Below are 17657 nucleotides of genomic sequence, written 5' to 3'. Positions count from 1 at the left end.
GATCAATCGGCGCCTGCGGTGAGCAGCCGCTCGCACGCCCGTACCAGTAGCGCGCACGCACCGCGCCCGGCAGGTCCCGAGTCCGGCGCCATGGACAGGGTCCGCCAGAACACCAGCGCCCGGGTCGCGGCCCGGGTCACCTCCCCCGAGCCGGCGTCGCCGGTCAGGCCGAGCCGGGAACGCGAGTCCGGACCGTGCGCGCCGAGCAGGCGCAGCGCCTCGTCGTGGCCGCGCGGCAGCCGGATCCGCCGGCCCTGTAACGCCTGCAACAGGTCCAGCTCGGCCACCTCGTACGCGCCCGCGACGGCCGCCTCCACCGCCCGGGCGAACTGGTCGTCCAGCTGCCCCGCGGTCAGGCAGGCCGCCAGTGCGCGCAGCGCCCACCGGGCGGCCAGTACCCCCGCCCAGGCGCGTACCCCGGCGTGCAGCGCCGCCTCGACCGCGGTACCGCCGCCCGGGGCCGCACGCCAGTCCACGATCGTTTCGCACATCGACCGCAGCCTCTGCTGTGATCCCGCCGTCGCGGCGGTACCCTCCTCCAGCGCACAGATCGCCACCGGGGAGAACCCCTCCCCGTACGGCGACCGCAGGGCGGTCAGGAACTCCGACTCCGCCGCGCTGGCCGGCCCGGACAGCACCAGCACGACCGCGTCGGGGGGCCCGTCGGCAGTACCCGACCAGCGGCGCAGCCGGGCCGCGAGATCGGCGTCGACCCGATCGCGGTGGTGCAGCAGCCGCAGCCCGCGCAACGCGTCCACGGGTCCCTCGACCAGGATCCGGTCCACCCCGGCCGCCGCGCCCGGCCACGCGGCGCCGGACCAGCCGGGCAGCCGGACCGGCCGCCACGGCGGCGCCCCGCGAGCCGGGTCCAGCGTGATCCGCGGGTACGGCTGGTACTGGTAACCGGTCGGCGGGACCACCCCGACCGACGGCTCCCATCGGGCGGTACCGGCCGGCCCGTACAGCACCGACACCAGCTCAGGTGCCGAGGCCCCGACCACCACCACCCGGGCCTGACCGTCCTGCCGGTCGACCGCGACCCGTAACGGCGGGCTGCCCGCGGGCGCCTCCCGGCCGGTCACGAGCAGGGTCAGCAGGCGGCGCGCGGAAACACCGACCAACGGCTCGGGTGTGGCGGCGTTGGCCCCGCCGGGCTGCGGGCCGGCCGGCTCCGGCGCGGCGGTACGCGCGGGCTCCGGCCATTCGCCGCCGAGCCGCTCCGGCAGCAGGATGTCCACCACGGTCGGCGCACCCCGACCGTCCCGCTCCACCCGCAGCCGGCCGCCCAACGCGGCCAGCCGCCGGGAGTCGTCCCGCAGCGCCGCGGCGACCCGGGCCGGCTCGGTGCCGGCCCGCTGCGCGCGGATCGTCAGCACACCGTCGGACCGGCCCAGTTCCAGGTGCACCGGCTGCTCGCCGCCGCTGGCACCCAACGCGGCCGCCGCGGAAGCACCGGCCTGGTACAGCCCGGACTCGACCTCCCAGCCCTGGCGCCGGCCCAGTTCGCCGCGGAAGACCACCGGTACCGGCAGCGCCGCGGTGACCTCTTCCAGCGCCGCGCGCACGCCGGTACTGCGCAGCACCTGCGGGTACACCCCGCGGACAACGGACCGGAACTGCTCGATCATCTCGCCCAGCCCGGCCCGGATGCCGCCGGCGATCGCCGTGGCCTGCGGTGAGCCGGCGCGCAGCGCCCGCTCCAGGTCCGCGGTGCGGTCCAGGATCGCCCGCAGCTGCCGGCCGGGCGTCGCGGTGACCGCGGTGGCGAGCCGGTCGCGCTCCACCGCCTGTACCGTAAGCAGCTCCAGCCGGATCGCGCTGACCCGCTGTACCGCCCGGTCGGCCCGGGCCCGCACGGCGGTGCACGTCGCGCGGTGGCCCGCCTGGCGCAGCAGCAGGCCGACGCAGACCGCTGTCTCGCCCAGCGGCGCCGCCGCGGCCAGCGGGTACCGGGGGTTCTCCGGGTATGCCAGCACCAGCACCCCGTACCGGGCGCCGCTTGCGGTCACGTCCGCGGTCGCGACCACACCGGCCGTGCCGAGCAGCAGGTCCGGGTCGGCTATCGGGTCCGGCAGCGCACCCAGCATCCAGCGCCGGGGCCGCCACGTGATCTCGGCTGTCCATGATGAAGCACCGGTGCCGGGTGGCGTTTCTGCCGGCAGCCACAGCGCCGCGTAGCGCACCGCGTGGGCCCGGGCGAGTTCGCGCAGCAGCGTGCGCAGGATCGGCCGGTATCCGCCCAGCGGGTCCCGCGGCCCGGCCGGAGCGGGCAGCGCACCCGAGGACGCCAGCCGGGCCAGGGCGGTGAACGGCCCGGTCGGGCGGGGTGGGTGCCCCGGCTCGCTGTCCGTGTTCCGGGGCACGGTGCTAGCCCGCCATCTGGTTCGAGCGCAGGTACGCGAGTACCGCCAGGACCCGCCGGTGGTGCGCTGCCGACTCAGCCGGCAGGTTCAGCTTGGTGAAAATGCTGGCGATACGCTTCTCGACCGTTTTGACCGACAGGAACAACTCCGTCGCGATCCCGGAGTTCGACCGTCCTTCCGCCATGAGTCGCAGCACGGCGCGTTCCTGCTCGGTGAGATCGGCCAGCACACTGCGTACCGGGGGACTCGGCCGGTCCACCAGGTTGGCGGCCAGCGCCGGCTCGATCACGATCTCACCGGCGGCGATGCGCACCAGCGTGTCGGCGAGCACGGACACCCCGGCCACCTGGTCCTTGAGCCGGTAACCGATCCGTTCGGTGCCGATCTCCAGCAGCCGGAACAGGTAGTGCGCCTCGGCGTGCTGAGACAGCAGGAGCAGCCCGACGTCGGGGTGTCTCTCCCGTATGCGCTGGGCGGTCTGGAGTCCGCCGTCCGCGCCTGGCGGCATCCGAATGTCCAGGATGGCCACGTCGACGGGGGTACGGGCCAGTAACTCCAGCAGCCGGTCGCCGTCCTCCACGCAGCCGACCACCTCGTGCCCCGCGGCGGACAGCAGCAGTTGCAGCCCCTCCCGGAACAGCGCGCCGTCGTCGGCCACCGCAACGTCCACTGCTCGCCCCCCGATGTCAACACTGACGATCTTGTGACCCCGTATACGGCAGCGTATCGTGATGGCGCTGTTAACCAACGATGACGTTTCTGCATGTTAGCGGCGGTAGGCGCGTCGAGGGGACTCTGCGAATGTACGGGGTGGGTATCGACCTGGGCACCAGCTTCACCGCCGCAGCGACCGCCTCCGCCTGGGCGCTGGACATGGTGCCGTTGGCTGGGCAGGCGATCATCAACCCGTCGGTCGCCTACCTTGACGAGAAGGGCGCGCTGCTGACGGGTGAGGCGGCCGACCGCCTCGGTCTGCAGGACCCCAGTCGGGCGGCGCGGGAGTTCAAGCGCCGCCTCGGTGATCCCACCCCGGTGATCCTGGACGGGGCGCCGTACTCCCCCACCGCCCTGATGGCCGCCCTGCTCCGTTCCGTGGTGGACACCGTCAGCGAGGCCCGGGGCGGCCCGCCCGACCGGATCGTGCTGACCCACCCGGCGGTGTGGGGCCCGTACCGGCGAGAGCAGTTCGCCGCCATCCCGCACCTGGCCGGCCTGCCCCGCCCGCAGGCCGAGCCGGGGTCGGTGGCCGGGTCGGACGGCCCGACCGTAGTCACCATCACGGAGCCGGTGGCTGCGGCCACGTACTACTGCTCCACCCAGCCACTGCCCCCGGACGGCCTGCTGGCGGTCTACGACCTGGGCGGGGGCACATTCGACAGCGCGGTGGTACGCAACGGCCGAGACGGGCTGGAGATCATCGGTACGCCCGAGGGCATCGAATGGCTCGGCGGCGCCGACTTCGACCAGGCGATCGTGGACCACGTCGACCGCCAACTGGGCGGTGCGATCACCGCGCTGGACCCGACCGATCCCGGTACCGCTTCGATCCTGGCCACCGTGCATCGCGACTGCATGCTCGCGAAGGAGGCGCTGTCCACCCGCGAGAAGGCGGAGATCACGGTGCCGCTGCCCGACGCGGTCCGGCACGTGACCGTGACTCGGGAAACGTTCGAGCAGATGATCACACCGCCCGTGGAAACCACCATCGAGACGTTCCGGCGGACCCTGACCGCCGCCGGGATCACCCTGCAGGACCTCACCGCCGTGCTTCTGGTCGGCGGATCGTCCCAGATCCCTCTGGTTACCCAGTTGCTGCGGGACACACTGCGGCGCCCGATCATGATCAACACCCATCCGAAGCACGCGGTCGCGCTGGGCGCCGCGATGCTCAGCGCCGACGCCCGCGCGGAGCGCGGCATCCCGGCGCCCCGGCGGCTCAAGCCCGGCGCGCCGGCCACCACGGCGGCTCGGACCGGCGCGCCGCTGACGGCCGCCGACGGTGACAGCGGCGCACCCTCGGCCACGGGCGCGGGCACAGCCGCAGGCGCGTACACAGCCGCGGCCGTGGACGCGGGCACAGCCGTGGACGCGGACGCGGGCACAGCCGTGGACGCGGGCACAGCCGTGGACGCGGGCGCGGGCACAGCCGTGGACGCGCCGGCGCCCAAGACGAGGCGCGGCGCGAAGCACCGGGCGCAGCCGCCGGCCACGTCGGTACGCCCGGTCAGCGGCCCGGCCGGGCGCACCCCCCGGGCGGCCGTGCCGCCCCCGGCGCGGCGGCGGTGGTCACGGCTCGCGATCGCGCGCGTCGTCGTCGCGCTGGTCGTGGTCTTCGGCCTGCTGGGCATAGGGATCGTGTTCGGCAACGGCGCCCCGAGCGACCGGCCGCAGATGTCCAACGCAACGTCCGGGACCGACGTCCCGGACGGTCGGCCGCAGACGCCCAACGCAACGCCCGGGACCAACGCCCCGAGCGGCCGGCCGCAGACACCCAGCGCAACGCCCGGGACCAACACCCCGAGCGGCCGGCCGCAGACACCCAGCGCAACGCCCGGGACCAACACCCCGAGCAAACGGCCAATGCTCAAACTGGAGGACGTCCAGGTACACAAACCGTCGAAGCTGACTACGGTCCGCCCCGCGGTAGTAGGTACCAAGCATTTCGTCGACCGGCCGCCCGTCTTCACCAGCGTTCCCGACCCGCTCACCGGAGCAGTGCTGATCCCCGGCGCCAGCGACGACAAGCGACTGACCTCCCCGGCGGACTACCTGGTCTTCGATGTCGCACGCGACGCCACCGTGTACGCCGCCTTCGACAGACGCGGAGCACCGGAGGTGGACAACTGGTGGCCGGCGTGGCTGAACCAGCAGGGCTTCAAACGCACTGACATGATCATCCCGACCAACGACAAGGACCAGCGCCACTTCGTCGTGTTCGCCAAAAAGGTGCCGGCGGGACGCGTCACGCTCGGACCGAACGCGGCGACAACGGTGTACTCCACCGGCTACATCACGCTCGTAACCGCTCGCGGATGATGATTCCGTCACAAGGTTACTGAACGTCGCTTACCGGACCGGGCTGCTTCGCGGGGCTGCCAGGTCACATCGGATCTGGACGAACCATGTGGACGCTCTTGGGAAGGGCTCAGAAACAGATGACCACGGAAAGCTCAGTCCAGTCGGACGGCATCGACCCCTCCGTCCCCACTGCTGCGGGCATGTACGACTACTACCTGGGCGGCCGGAACAATTTCGCAGCCGATCGTCGAGCCGCGAACAAGGTGATCGCAGCGGCTCCCGAAGTGATTCTCATGGCACGGGAGAACCGAGGGTTCATCCAACGTGCGGTGCGATTCCTGGCCCGCGACGCGGGCATCCGCCAGTTCCTCGACATCGGCAGTGGCCTGCCCACCCAGGGCAGCGTCCACGAGATCGCCCAAGCTGAGGCGCCAGACGCGCGCGTGGTCTACGTCGACAACGATCCGCAGGTGCTGGCCCGCTCGCGCGCCTTGAAGACCGCCGAAGCCAAGAACACGAGCGTGATCACGGCGGACCTGCGCGATCCTGATGTCATCCTCAACCACCCCGAGACCCGGGCGCAGATCGACTTCGACCAGCCAATGGCCATCCTGTTGGTGGCCGTCCTTCACTTCATCGACGACGAAGCTGACCCGTACGCGATCGTCGCCAGCCTCCGCGACTCGATGGCCCCGGGTAGCTACCTTGTCATCAATCACGCCACCGCCGACCCTAGGCCGGAGAACGCTGGTGGCGCCGCAGAGGTCTACAAGAACACCAAATATCCGGCCACACACCGCACGCGCGACCAAATCGAACGCTTCTTCGACGGCGCACCCCTCATCGACCCCGGCCTGGTGTTCGTTCCGGAATGGCGCCCCGACATCGAAACCGACATCACTCCGGAGGAGGTCTGGATCCTCGGCGGCGTCGGCCGAAAGCCGACCGTGGACTAATTTCGATCGTTCACGGATCTGAGGGGTCTGCCTGACCTCACCGGGGATGCATGGCCAGCGGTGAAGCTGGCTACGGGCAAGTCGGGCGTCGGTGTGCAGCGGCCGTGGACGCCTGGGGGGCGGCATTTGCCCGGGCCGCGGCGGTGGCGGTCGTACGGTCGCCGCAGACCAGCGCGAGGCGGACCACGTCAGCCAACCACATCGGCGTGTCCGGAGTCAGTTGCGGAAAGTCGCGCTTCCCCTCGGGATCGAACGCGGCCAGCAGGCGAGCTAGCGCCGCCGAGAACGCAAAGACACCGGTCGCGGCGACCACCGCGACTGCCGCCACCCTCGCGGCGCCGCGTCGCGAGATCTGCCATCGGGATGGAGGCTGGGTGATCCGGCCAGAACGTGCGAACACCACATTCAGCTCCCGCCTTGTGCGCACATGCGCGTCGTCATCGAGCCACGCTCCCTGCACGTGGGGAAGCGGGTAGCGGTTCACGGCGAGCGAACCGGGCTCAGCCGAAAGGCCGATGATGCTGGCGGCAGCACCGGCCGAAGCCCGCCGAACCCGCCTTGCTAATTCGCATTAGCATCTTGACGCCGCCGAGACGGCGCGCGCAGACTCGTCAACCAACGAAACCGTCCGCGACGAGCGTCCACACCGTACGGCCGCTCAGCGAGGTCGAATGACACCCGCTGACTCGTCACGGCCGGCCTGCTCCCCCACCCCCGTAGGCCCGCCTCACGAACGGAGGGAACGCGATGACGCGTACCCCTGAAGGCTCTTTCTCCCGACGCACGCTGCTGCGTGGTGCGGCGGCCGCCGGTGTCGCGACCACCACCGCTGGTATTGCCGCGATGCCCACGCCGGCGCTCGCCGGACCGGCCGGCTTTCCCGACTATCGATACGTACGCGACGCGTTCGCCGGACCGTTGCGCTACAACCCGACCGGCGAGTTCATCTTCCCGTGCGTGCGCGGAGTCTACGACAAGATCAGCGGCTATCTCGGCCGTTACTACCTCTACTACGCGCCGCACGACGCGCCCGGCGGCATCTGCCTCGCCTACGCCAACCGGCTTGAGGGCCCCTACACCGAGTACGCCAACAACCCCATCATCGACCGGGTGCTGCCGACCACGACGGTGAGCCACGTGTCGTCTCCACACGTTGTATGGGACGCGCCGACCCGGCAGTTCTACCTGTATTTCCACGGCGAGAACTACACGACCCGGGTCGCCCGCTCGACTGACGGCATCCACTTCACCGACGAGACGCCGATCCTGTCGACGAGGCTGGTGCCCAACACGACCGAGACCTCGTACGCGCGGGTCTTCGAGCACTCGGTGGCCGGCAAGGGGAACCGCTACGTAATGGTGTTCATGGGCCTCCACACGATCCGTCCGGGTGTCCGGAAGATCTTCTGGGGCTGGTCGCCGAATGGCTGGAGCGGCTGGCAGTTCGCCCCGGACCCGCTGGTGTCACCGTCGGGCGACGGGCTCACCGACATCTCCGCGCCGCACCTGTTGAAGCGCAACGGCACCGCGTACCTCGCGTATCACGGCAACAGCGGCAACATGTACCTGACCGAGATCGGCAACAACTTCGACCGCGAGGTCCACCTCGGAGTGTTTCACCGGCCGATCGCGTCGGACAACGGCCGGGTGGCGGCGCCGACGTTCGGCACCGACGGCGGCGTGGAATACATGCTCTACGAGGCCGGGCCCCGCCTCGACGCCAGGATCTGCGTGGCCCGCGCGGTCTAGAAATCCTCTGTGGGTTGGCATGCCGTTGAGCGGTCAGGGCGGCTCTGAGCTTCCGCGGAGCTGCGGCGGGCGAATGAGATCTTGAGGCGGCGAGCGCACATTTCGCGGCACAGCTCACCGGCGACATCATGAGTGGGCGGTATCGGCGCCGTTGCCGCCCAAGCTGGGTCGTCGGGCGGTCGGTGGCGTGATCACCGGCAGGAAATCGATGCGATCTGTTGGGTGAAGCGGACCGGGTCGCCGTGGCGGGATTTGCCCGAGCGGTACGGGCCGTGGAAGACGCCGACCGGCCGGTAGGGTCGTCCGCGTGGATCTGGACGACACCGCCGCCCGGCTCGGGGTACCCGTCGAGGACGTCGACCGCATGCACCGGCTCGCCGGCGACCAGCCGTCAGCTCCGCTGCCCGCCAAGGCCGACGCGCCCGCGATCCTCGACCGGCTCGCGGTGCGGCCGGACGACGCCGCCGAGATCATGGCGGGCTGGCCCGACCCGGGTTCTCCACTGTGGACTGCGGAGCTGCGCTGGCTGCTCGACCGCTCGATCGCCCTGGTCCGCGCCGATCTCGGGGGCCACGGCTGGCTGCCGCCCGGTCCGGCGCTGCCGCGCGAACGGGGCCCCGCCTGGCGTCATCTCTACGTGTACGCGTACCTGGCCCTGGTCGACGTCGTCACGGGGTACCACCGCGACCACGGCATCGCCGATGCCGTGTCGTGGGTGACCCTCGCGGACCTGGGCCGCAACCTCGCGATCGACCGGCGGATGCACCGCGAGGGCTGGCCGGTCATGCAGAGCTGGCTGACGCTGCACGCGCGCGGCGGCATCTACGAGCTGGGCCGGCTGCAGCACCACCGCGGCGGCACCGCCATCGACCTGCACATCCCCGAGTCGGGGCCGATGACCCCGGAGGCGGTCGCGGCGTCGCTCGACGAGGCCCGCGCGTTCTTCCCGCGCCACTTTCCCGACGAGCGCTACACGGCGTTCTCCTGCGGCTCGTGGCTGCTCGACCCTCAGCTGCTGGAGTACCTGCCCGGGGACTCCAACATCGTCCGGTTCCAGCGGAGGTTCGAGCTGGAGCCCTATGAGGAGCCGGAAGGGTTGGACGCCGACGTCGAGGTGCTGCGGTTCGTGTTCCGCACCCTGTCCACGCCGCTCGACCAGCTGCCGCGCCGCACCGTGCTCCAGCGCGCGATCGTCGACCACCTGAAGGCCGGCCGCCACTGGCACGTCCGCCGCGGCCGATTCGCGTTCTAGATCGTGTCCCAAGGTCAGCCTCCCTTCTGCATGGCCAACGGCCCTGCCCGGCTGCCCGGGCAGGGTCGGCCCGAAATCAGTTCGCCCGTGTTCACCTCGTCCGGTACGGTCGCGGGATTGTTTTCGCTGCTGGGGGCCCATGGGGTTCGCGTGTGGCCTCCCCGGCGGTTCCCAGGCTGAGGGTAGACGAAGCCCACGCCACCAGCGGCGACCTCCGCATCCTCTGCGAACTGTTCGGCCTGTCCACCGCCGGAGCCATGCGCTACATCGAGACCGTCAACAGCCCCGACCGCGGCGGCACCTACCGCATCTGAGTTCCCCGGCGACCGCCGTAGCACCGCCCGTAGCCGTCAACCCTTGTCAAATAGCGGCGGCTGGAGCGTGCTTTGCCGGCCGTTGGAAGATGCTGGCCCGAGGCCTCGCAGGAATGGCCTGGCCCGTGGTTATCCGGGCGGTGCGGGTGCTTCAGAGGGCCGCCCAGCGGCGCGGCGCACGTCGGCGATGGCGATGGCGAGTAGCACAACGGGCGCGGTGGCGACCGCCGCCAGCGGTGGGGCGAAGGCCAACGGCAGGGTGAGCAACAGCAGGGCGACGATGCCGATGAGGCGGGGCGGGGAGACACGGTTGAACACGACCCACTCCAGCAGCGTACGACCGGCGAGGTACAGGGCGGGTCCGCCGATGATGACCGCTAGCCAGGAGAGGAACGTGTGGCCGGTAGGGTGCGCCTGCACGAGTTCGTGCCCGACAGCGGTGCATACAACGCCAATGATCATCAGGAGGTGAGCGGCGGCGGCGACGCGGCCCAGGCTGCCGGGGTCTTCCGCCTGCTCGACCGCCACTCCGAAGAGGTCTCCTGCCTTGTAGGCGTAGATCCGCCAGAGCAGCACGGCGGTGAGGAACGCGATCACCAACCCGAGCGTCTGGGTGAGACTACGAAACCCGGACCGGTCGGTGTAGGCGATGCCGACTGATAGGATCGCCTCCCCGAGCGCAATCATCAGCAACTGGCGGTAACGGTCGGCGAGATGCTCGGGTGCGTACGCCCAGGCCATAATCCGTTCTCGTCCCAGCCGGGGCGTCGGCCAGCCGACCCGGGCGGCCCCGTATTCGATGGTGATGGCGAGCAACCACCACAGCATCCCGGCCGTACCGCCCATGACGGCTCCAAGGAACCAGGGCACGGCGGATACGCAGAACCAGAACGACGCCGCCAGGTAGAGCCGCCGAAGCGGATGCGTGCGCAGCGTCAGCGCGAGCACCGTCACCCGGCCGACCTGCAAAGCGACGTAGATCACGGCGAAGGCCAGGACGGTCGTCTCGAACGCATCCGCCACGATGACACCCAGCAGCAGCACACCGAACGCCGTCACCAGCACCACAACCTGAGCCGCGTTGCCGCGGGGGTCGAAACGGGCCGTCCCGTAAGCCGTGAGGGTCCACACCCAGATCAGCGGCAGGACCAGCAGCGTGGCCTGCAGCAAGGTCGTCCACTGCTCGACCACGGACGCGCTTCCCAGACCAGGGGCGGTGGAGGCGACGACCTGGTTGAGGGCGAAGACCACCACCAAGTCGAAGAACAGCTCAACGAAGCTAGCCTGCTGCTGACTGCGCTCACCACGCAGCAGCCGCACCGCGCGACCGGCGCTGCCCATGCCCACCATTCAACCCCACACTGCGCCCCGTCTTGACAGCTTCCGCCCCACCCAGCCCTATCTCCATCAGCACACCCCATGCGCGACGCTCCCGGACACACCGAGCCGCCGGAGACGCGGCGGCGTTCGTCCAGGCGTTACCGAGCAGAGGTTGGATTCGCTGGCTGGTCGGCGTCGCGCTGAGGCAACACGCTGCAATTCAGGCTGCGGTAGGGGCTACCAGGCTGCTGGCCGCCGTCGGCGTCCCGGCGGCTCCCGCGCTCGCGGGTGCCACCGGCACCCCGACTACGGATGCGGTCGTAGCAGACTCGGATGAGCAGGTCACACCATCTGCGGCGTGGTACGCCTTGCCCAGGACCGGCAGCGGTGACCCCGGCTCCGTTCGCATCCGTGCGACGCCGGGCGGTGCGGAGAGGACGCTGATCACCCCCGCCCCCGGTGACGAGGTAGGCGCCCTGGCCGCTTGCCGCGTAACAGCGTTCGGCTATCCGGGCTGGGCAAAATGCAACACGGAAAAGCTCACCTGCGACTTCGGCGCCGACGGCACGTTCGACGAGGCATGGGTCATTGCGGACGACCGTACGATCTGGCACACGTGGCCTGGGCTGGCCGCTGGCACGAGATGCCGAACAACGGCAGGGCCGATGACACACACGACTGCTACACCTCGAACGGAAACCGGGTCATCGAGGTGTGGGTGAACAACAGTGGCAGGTGGTGGTCTTGGCGTGACGGGGGAACCTGGCGAGGATGGTATCGGGCATAGTTGACCGGCCCCGTAACGACAGCCGCCCGGTGGCCAACTGCCGTTACGGATGTCGCCCGACCCCCACACGAGCCGAATCGTGCTTGGCTTAGCCGAGGTGTTCGGTCATCGCCGTGCCCGAGCGCGGGCTCCAGGACGCGCTCGGGCACGGCGTTCGCCGGGTATGGCCCGCCGATCTGGTCCGGGCGGCCAAGGAACTGAGGTGGGCACCAGGTCACGAACGGGTGTTGGGTGCCGGCACGGGCCGGTGACGCCGCCAGGCGAGGAGGCCCAGCGCTGCGGCGATCGTTCCGGCTGTGGTGAGTACGCGGTGACGCGACAGCCATGCCTGCGGGCTGTGTCCGTGGGAACGATCGGTGAAGCTGCCCCGGGCGCCGTAGTCTCGCCCGCCGGGCCCGTCGAGGGGCTGCCAGAGGTTGTCTGGGCGGTTCGGGTCGGCCGGCTGGTCGGTCTGCTGTGACCCGTAGCCGGTTCGGGCCAGGTAGTGGTCGAGCAGCCCCGGCGCGATGCGGTTGCCGAGGATGGTCAACGCTGTGGGCATGCCGACCCAGTACGCGCGGCGATGCGGTCGTTCGGCGGCGGCGGCGATGGCCCGGGCCGCGACGACGGGATCGTAGATCGGTGGTACCGGTTCGGCGTGGCGGGGTAGCCGGGACAGCAGCCAGTCGAACTGGGGTGTGTTGAGTGCCGGTAGGTGCACCATGGTTACTTTGACGTCGCTGCGGTCGTGCATCAGCTCGCAGCGGAGCGCTTCGGTGAAGCCGACGATGGCGTGCTTGGCGCCGCAGTAGGTTGCTTGCAGCGGAATACCGCGGTAGGCCAGAGCTGAGGAGACCTGCACGATCGTGCCCCGGTTGCGGGGCGTCATGTAGGACAGGGCGACCCGGGTGCCGTGGACGTAGCCCAGGTAGGTGACCTCCGTGGCGCGGCGAAACTCCTCCGGTCGGGTCTGCTGGAAGGGGGCGAAGACGGAGCTGAAGGCGTCGTTGATCCACAGGTCGATCGGGCCGAGTTCCGCCTCGATCTGTTCTCCGGCGGCGGCTACCTGCGCGTAGTCGGCCACGTCGACCTCGATCGGCAGTGGTCGGCCGCCGCAGGCCCGCACCTCTGCCGCGGCGGCGTCGAGCCCGACCCGCCCTCTGGCCAGCAGCGCGACGGCGATCCCCCGCTCGGCCAGCAGGCGCACGGTCGCCCGTCCCACTCCCGCGCTGGCACCGGTGACCACCGCCACCTGCGCGTCCCGCCGATCTCGACCCATCTGGCACCTCCGGATCACCTCGCCTCAGGCCCGCCGGTCTACCCGCGTACGCGACGACTACGCCGGTCCGCACCGGCGGACCGGTACGTGGTGTTCCCGGTGTGTCAAGCGGCCGGTGCCGGGTAGTCGGCCAGAATGCACGCCGACCAGCCGCAGCACGGGGCCGATCCGGCCCGGCAGCGGACCGTTCCGGCGCGGCCACACTGATCCGGATCGCCCGGCATGCCACCGGCTCCGAGTGACCGGCACGTGGACGCGCTTCCGGCCGTGCTGCGCGACTACGCGCTGCTCGCCGACGGGCACCGGGGCGCCTTGGTCGGCCCGGACGGCGACATCGCCTGGCTCTGCGCGCCGCGCTGGTCCGACCCGGCCGTGTTCAGCAGCCTGCTCGGTGGGCCGGGACGCTATCTGGTGACCCCGGCGGCGACCCGCTTCGTCTGGGGTGGCCACTACGAGGCGGCCTCGTTGATCTGGCGCAGTCGGTGGGTCACCGGAGACGGCATCATCGAGTCACGGGAGGCACTGGTGTTTCCCGGCGACGCGGACCGCTTGGTGCTGCTGCGCCAGGTCCGCGCCCTGGACCGGCCCGCGCGGGTGCGGGTGGTGCTGGACCCGCGCGCCGACTTCGGTCGCTCACCGGTGCGCGAGGTGACCTGCGACCGTGGGCTGTGGCGGGCGCGTACCGGCGGGTTGCACCTGCGGTTCCACGGCGGAGCCGGACTGCGTCCGGCGTCGGACGGGTTCCTCGTCGGTGAGCTTGCCGTGCCGCCCGGCGGACAGCACGACCTCGTGCTGGAACTGTCCGCAACCCCGCTGGTGCAGCCCTGTGAGGAGCCCGCCGAGTTGTGGCGGATCACCGAGTTCCACTGGGACGCGGTGCTCCCTGAGATGTCCGGCGCCGCCGAGCGGGACGCGCGGCTGGCCTACGCGGTGCTGCGGGGGATGACGCCGCCCGGTGGGGGTATGGTCGCCGCCGCCACCACCGCGCTGCCCGAACGGGCGATGCAGGGCCGCGACTACGACTACCGGTACGCCTGGATTCGTGACCAGGCGTTCGCCGGGCAGGCCGCCGCCATGGCCGGCCACTACGGTCTGCTGGACGACGCGGTCAGTTTCCTCAGCGGTCGGGTGCTGGCCGACGGCGACCGTCTGGCGCCGGCGTACACCATCGGTGGCGAGCCGGTACCGCCGGTTCGGCAGTTGGCGCACTTGCCCGGGTATCCCGGGGCCCTCCCGGGCACCGGTAACCGGGTCGGCGGCCAGTTCCAGCTGGACGCGTTCGGTGAGGTGCTCTTGGCGCTCGCCGCAGCCGGCCGGCTCGACCGGCTGGACAGCGACGCCCACCACGCCATGGAGGTTGCCGCGTCGGCGATCGCGGACCGGTGGTCCGAGCCGGATTCCGGCATCTGGGAGCTGTCGCCACGGCAGTGGACACACTCGAAGCTCACCTGCGTTGCCGGGCTTCGGGCCGCGGCGCGGATCGTCCCGGCGGGTGTGGCCGGCAGGTGGTCGGCCCTGGCCGACCGGATCCTCGCCGACGCCGCCACCCACGGCCTCGATCGGGCGGGACGCTGGCAGCGGGCGTACGACGACCGGCGGGTCGATGCGGCGCTGCTGCTGCCCGCGATCCGCGGCGCGCTGCCCCCGCAGGACCCGCGTACCGAGCGCACCCGCCGGGCTGTGCTCGCGGACCTGGCGGCGGACGGCTACCTGTACCGGTTCCGGGCCGACCGGCGACCTCTCGGTGACGCCGAGGGGGCCTTCCTGCTCTGCGGCTTCGCCGCTGCGCTGTCCAGCTGGCAGGCCGGGGACCTGGTCGGGGCCACCCAATGGTTCGAACGCAGCCGGGCGGCGTGTGGGTGCCCGGGTCTCTACACCGAGGAGTACGACGTTGCGCAGCGGCAACTGCGCGGCAATCTCCCGCAGGCGTTCGTGCACGCCCTCATGCTGGAGACGGCGGTGACCCTGGGTCATGCCACCGCGTGCGGATGACCACACGCGTCGGTGGCCGGCCCCGGCCGGCGGCACCAGTCACCGTCGCCGGCACGGATCTAGGCGACCTTCCGGTGGGTTCCAGCCGGTTTGGTAGTTCTTGGGCAAGAGGATCGCATTTAGGTGGTCCGTCGTCCAGGGTTCGGGTAGAGCAGAAGCGCACCCCGCGTGCCGGCCGGCCGGCTGCGCGGCCTCGCCGCCACCGTACGCGCCGCGGAGGCCACCGCGCCGACCCGGCCACACCCCAACGCCCAGACCGCCGAGGGCAACCTGGCCACCGGCCCGGTCCTGGCGGTGATCGACCGGGTACGCGACGCGATCCGGAAGCCGTCGGAGAGCTGACAGGAATCACCGGCTCCAGAGCGGACAGCACGTTCAGCCGGCGTACGGGGAAGGACTTCGAAACATGGTCGCCGGCTGCCCGGACGCCGTGTTGCCCGACCGTAAGGCCGACACCCTGGTTGCCAGGTAGCCGGTGAGAGTGCGTCGCTTGACCGACGGCCTCGCGATCAGAGCAGCTCGCCGGCGCAGCGTTCATGATCGCCGCAGCCGTAGCAGGTGTGTCGCAGGCAACCGGTGCAGATCCCGAGGTTCTCCAGTCGGTACCAGTCATGGCAGGTGGAACAGGTCTCGCGGCCGTTGAGCATGGCGTTCCAGCCGGCGGACCCGCCATTGAGTTCGTACGAGGCGGCGACGAACTCGGCCAGCTCGGCATCGTACGCCGGAGCCGTCGGGTCGCCGATCCTGTAGTTCAGGCTCCAGCAGTACACCGCGAAGAACGACGTGCCGCTGACCAGGAAAGCACGACCGCGTCCGTTAAGGGCCCAGGCATCGCGGAGGTGCCGGACGCGTTCCTGGAAAGGCCGCGAGCCGTCCGACATCACACGGTCGCCAGTCACCCTGGCATTATCCGGGCAGGGTCAAGTGGTCAGCGCAACAGCGCTGGTAGCGCGTGCGACCCGGCGCCGGGTCGCGCCCCACCCGGCGGCCCCGTCCCTGGCCGCCGCGGCGGTGGGCCCGGTCCTGGCCCGTCATGGTCGACATGGCCGTCGGGGCCGCCGTCGTCTCGGGCGGCCCCGCTCGCGGACACCTTCGTGCTGGTCTTCGTCCGTCCGCTGGCCTAGCAGCCGACCGGGTTCTGGGAGTACGCGACGAGCGTGTCGAAGCTGGCCCTCGCGCGGCAGTATCCCCGTTCGGCGGGGTCCGTGAAGTAGGCGGTGGCGGCCGTACCGTCAGGCGCCTGCTGCAGGTAGTAGAGCGCCTCCGGATCCTCCTGGTACGGGCCGGCGGGCGCGTCCGCGCGTTCCAGGGCGATGTCGATCGGGCCGCTGCACCCGCCCGAGAGCCTGGCGAAGGCGGTCTGCATGCCGATGGAGTAGTAGAGGTCGGTGACCGTCAGCGAGCACGCCGATCCCTGTAGGGGCGCGGCGGCGGGCGCGGCGGCGGCGGGCGTCGCTGCGGCGACCAGGCCCCCAGCGAGTACGGCTGCACTCACCATGCTGCGGATACGCATGATTCGTCCTCCCCAGTCGAAGCGTGTAGAAATCTTCCACACCAGATGTGAATACTGGCAAAGAATGCCGGGCGTGGGAACCCTGCACGGGAAGCCGGTGTGGGTTCTCAGCGGAGTTGATCCGTTCTCACTGGATCTGATCCGTACCTGATCCGTTCTCACGGAACTTGATCCGCCCGACTGCGTGCCGCCGAAGATGGGGGTAGTCGTAGCCCTTGTCCGCGTGCAGTTTGTCGGGCCGGCGGCGGCGGGGTCCGCGTCGGGAGCTGACGGCGGGGATGGCCTGGACGAGGGATTCCAGGCAGCGGCTGTCGTGGGTGTTCGCCGCTGACACGCCCACGGACAGTGGGAGGCCGCCGCGTTCGGACAGGGCGTGGATCTCGCTTCCGGGTTTACCTCGGTCGACCGGGCTAGGACCGGTCAGTGGGCCCCCCTTTTTGCCCGCACGTAGGCGGCGTCGGCGGTAGCGCGGGACCAGTCGATCAGCCCCTGGGAGCCGAGTCAGTCCAACGCGGCGATGTGCAACCGCCGCCACAGGCCGGCGGCCGTCCACACCTGGAACCGCCGGTGCGCGGTGGCCCTGGACACCCCGAACCCGGGCGGCAGATGCCGCCACGCGCAACCGGTGGTCAACACGTACACGATCGCCGCGAACACCGCCCGCGCATCGATCGGTGGGGTTCCCCCACCCTGCCAACGACGAGGCGGTGGCGGGACCAACGGACCCGCCAGGTCCCACAACTCGTTAGGCACCCACTGCCCCGTCGTGCGGCGAGTTCGGGGGTGAATCAAACGCTCGTCCACAGTAGAAGTGATCTACCGCGAAGGTCAGCAGACCGCCACCTGAGACACCCTCTAAGTAACCACGGCACCACCAGTCACAAACGATGTTCATCTTGCGGGTTGACGGCGACGTCACGCCCTCCCGCCATGGGTGCGTGATTCCGTTCGCCCCAGGCGAGTTGGGCAAAGATTTGGAAACTCTTCATATATCCACAGTCATGGATGCGACTTTTGGGTCCGTCTGCCGGTTCCCCATTGGAAGCATCGGGCCGAACTGATGCCACAGTAAGGAGGCCCACAAGTGCAGAGAGTGATCCGACGCGTTGGGCACCAGGGAAGCGCGATCTTACTT

Annotated in this window: 16 protein-coding genes and 1 pseudogene; 8 read left to right on the top strand and 9 right to left on the bottom strand. The window is 70.7% G+C overall.

The window, feature by feature from the left end; all coding sequences use genetic code 11:
* Nucleotides 1–2: 2 nt before the first annotated feature.
* Nucleotides 3–2363: a hypothetical protein gene (locus C5N14_RS29400; protein WP_117672867.1), complete on the bottom strand. Its 2361-nt coding sequence runs from the start codon at nt 2361–2363 to the stop codon at nt 3–5.
* A 4-nt stretch (nt 2364–2367) separates the two neighbouring features.
* Complete coding sequence (locus tag C5N14_RS29395) at nt 2368–3033, bottom strand: response regulator transcription factor (RefSeq protein WP_117672866.1); 666 nt, start codon at nt 3031–3033, stop codon at nt 2368–2370.
* 140 nt (nt 3034–3173) lie between these two features.
* Between C5N14_RS29395 and C5N14_RS29390 the strand changes: the two genes are divergently transcribed.
* Together C5N14_RS29390 and C5N14_RS29385 are read left to right on the top strand one after the other, a co-directional pair.
* Complete coding sequence (locus C5N14_RS29390; RefSeq protein WP_165878284.1) at nt 3174–5399, top strand: Hsp70 family protein; 2226 nt, start codon at nt 3174–3176, stop codon at nt 5397–5399.
* A gap of 119 nt (nt 5400–5518) precedes the next feature.
* Nucleotides 5519–6337 (top strand): SAM-dependent methyltransferase, encoded by an 819-nt coding sequence (locus tag C5N14_RS29385; RefSeq protein WP_117672898.1) that lies wholly within the window; start codon nt 5519–5521, stop codon nt 6335–6337.
* Nucleotides 6338–6407: 70 nt separating this feature from the next.
* Here C5N14_RS29385 and C5N14_RS31875 read toward each other — a convergent pair whose 3' ends face one another.
* The gene (locus tag C5N14_RS31875; RefSeq protein ID WP_128763695.1) at nt 6408–6821 is read right to left on the bottom strand and encodes a hypothetical protein; all 414 of its coding nucleotides are present in this window, start codon (nt 6819–6821) and stop codon (nt 6408–6410) included.
* A 359-nt stretch (nt 6822–7180) separates the two neighbouring features.
* Here C5N14_RS31875 and C5N14_RS29375 point away from each other — a divergent pair, with 359 nt between their 5' ends.
* The 4 genes and pseudogenes from C5N14_RS29375 (at nt 7181) to C5N14_RS32490 (ending at nt 9652) form a co-directional block, all read left to right on the top strand.
* Nucleotides 7181–8086, top strand: coding sequence for a hypothetical protein (locus C5N14_RS29375; RefSeq protein WP_207892922.1), 906 nt, complete (start codon nt 7181–7183; stop codon nt 8084–8086).
* 151 nt (nt 8087–8237) lie between these two features.
* Nucleotides 8238–8380 (top strand): annotated as a pseudogene (locus tag C5N14_RS33610) (transposase); the annotation flags it as partial.
* A 13-nt stretch (nt 8381–8393) separates the two neighbouring features.
* Nucleotides 8394–9338 (top strand): acyltransferase domain-containing protein, encoded by a 945-nt coding sequence (locus C5N14_RS29365; RefSeq protein ID WP_117672856.1) that lies wholly within the window; start codon nt 8394–8396, stop codon nt 9336–9338.
* 152 nt (nt 9339–9490) lie between these two features.
* Nucleotides 9491–9652: a hypothetical protein gene (locus tag C5N14_RS32490; RefSeq protein WP_165878280.1), complete on the top strand. Its 162-nt coding sequence runs from the start codon at nt 9491–9493 to the stop codon at nt 9650–9652.
* A gap of 129 nt (nt 9653–9781) precedes the next feature.
* Here C5N14_RS32490 and C5N14_RS29360 read toward each other — a convergent pair whose 3' ends face one another.
* Both C5N14_RS29360 and C5N14_RS29355 read right to left on the bottom strand, forming a co-directional pair.
* Nucleotides 9782–10993 carry a low temperature requirement protein A gene (locus C5N14_RS29360; RefSeq protein ID WP_165878283.1) on the bottom strand — a complete coding sequence of 404 codons (1212 nt, stop codon included), beginning with the start codon at nt 10991–10993 and terminating at the stop codon, nt 9782–9784.
* Nucleotides 10994–11973: 980 nt separating this feature from the next.
* Nucleotides 11974–13017 (bottom strand): SDR family oxidoreductase, encoded by a 1044-nt coding sequence (locus C5N14_RS29355; protein WP_117672852.1) that lies wholly within the window; start codon nt 13015–13017, stop codon nt 11974–11976.
* A 222-nt stretch (nt 13018–13239) separates the two neighbouring features.
* Here C5N14_RS29355 and C5N14_RS29350 point away from each other — a divergent pair, with 222 nt between their 5' ends.
* Both C5N14_RS29350 and C5N14_RS29345 read left to right on the top strand, forming a co-directional pair.
* A complete protein-coding gene (locus tag C5N14_RS29350) occupies nt 13240–15009 on the top strand; it encodes a glycoside hydrolase family 15 protein (protein ID WP_117672850.1) in 1770 nt (589 codons plus the stop codon).
* 168 nt (nt 15010–15177) lie between these two features.
* A complete protein-coding gene (locus C5N14_RS29345; protein WP_207892921.1) occupies nt 15178–15351 on the top strand; it encodes a hypothetical protein in 174 nt (57 codons plus the stop codon).
* Between the two features lie 167 nt (nt 15352–15518).
* Here C5N14_RS29345 and C5N14_RS29340 read toward each other — a convergent pair whose 3' ends face one another.
* The 4 genes from C5N14_RS29340 to C5N14_RS29325 all read right to left on the bottom strand — a co-directional run bounded on the left by C5N14_RS29340 (nt 15519) and on the right by C5N14_RS29325 (nt 17275).
* Nucleotides 15519–15908 carry a hypothetical protein gene (locus C5N14_RS29340; RefSeq protein ID WP_128763694.1) on the bottom strand — a complete coding sequence of 130 codons (390 nt, stop codon included), beginning with the start codon at nt 15906–15908 and terminating at the stop codon, nt 15519–15521.
* A gap of 221 nt (nt 15909–16129) precedes the next feature.
* Entirely contained in the window at nt 16130–16522 is a 393-nt protein-coding gene (locus tag C5N14_RS29335) for a hypothetical protein (RefSeq protein WP_117672846.1), read from the bottom strand.
* A 127-nt stretch (nt 16523–16649) separates the two neighbouring features.
* A complete protein-coding gene (locus C5N14_RS34355) occupies nt 16650–17057 on the bottom strand; it encodes a transposase (protein ID WP_371685932.1) in 408 nt (135 codons plus the stop codon).
* On the bottom strand, nt 17024–17275 hold the full coding sequence (locus tag C5N14_RS29325) for a transposase (protein ID WP_165878281.1): 252 nt from the start codon (nt 17273–17275) through the stop codon (nt 17024–17026). The genes C5N14_RS34355 and C5N14_RS29325 overlap by 34 nt, the downstream gene beginning before the upstream one ends.
* Nucleotides 17276–17657: the final 382 nt, after the last annotated feature.

Source organism: Micromonospora sp. MW-13, assembly GCF_003434305.1.
Classification (GTDB): Bacteria; Actinomycetota; Actinomycetes; order Mycobacteriales; family Micromonosporaceae; genus Micromonospora.
The sequence above is the reverse complement of the archived record's forward strand: the minus strand, read 5'-3'. Positions and strand labels throughout refer to the sequence as shown.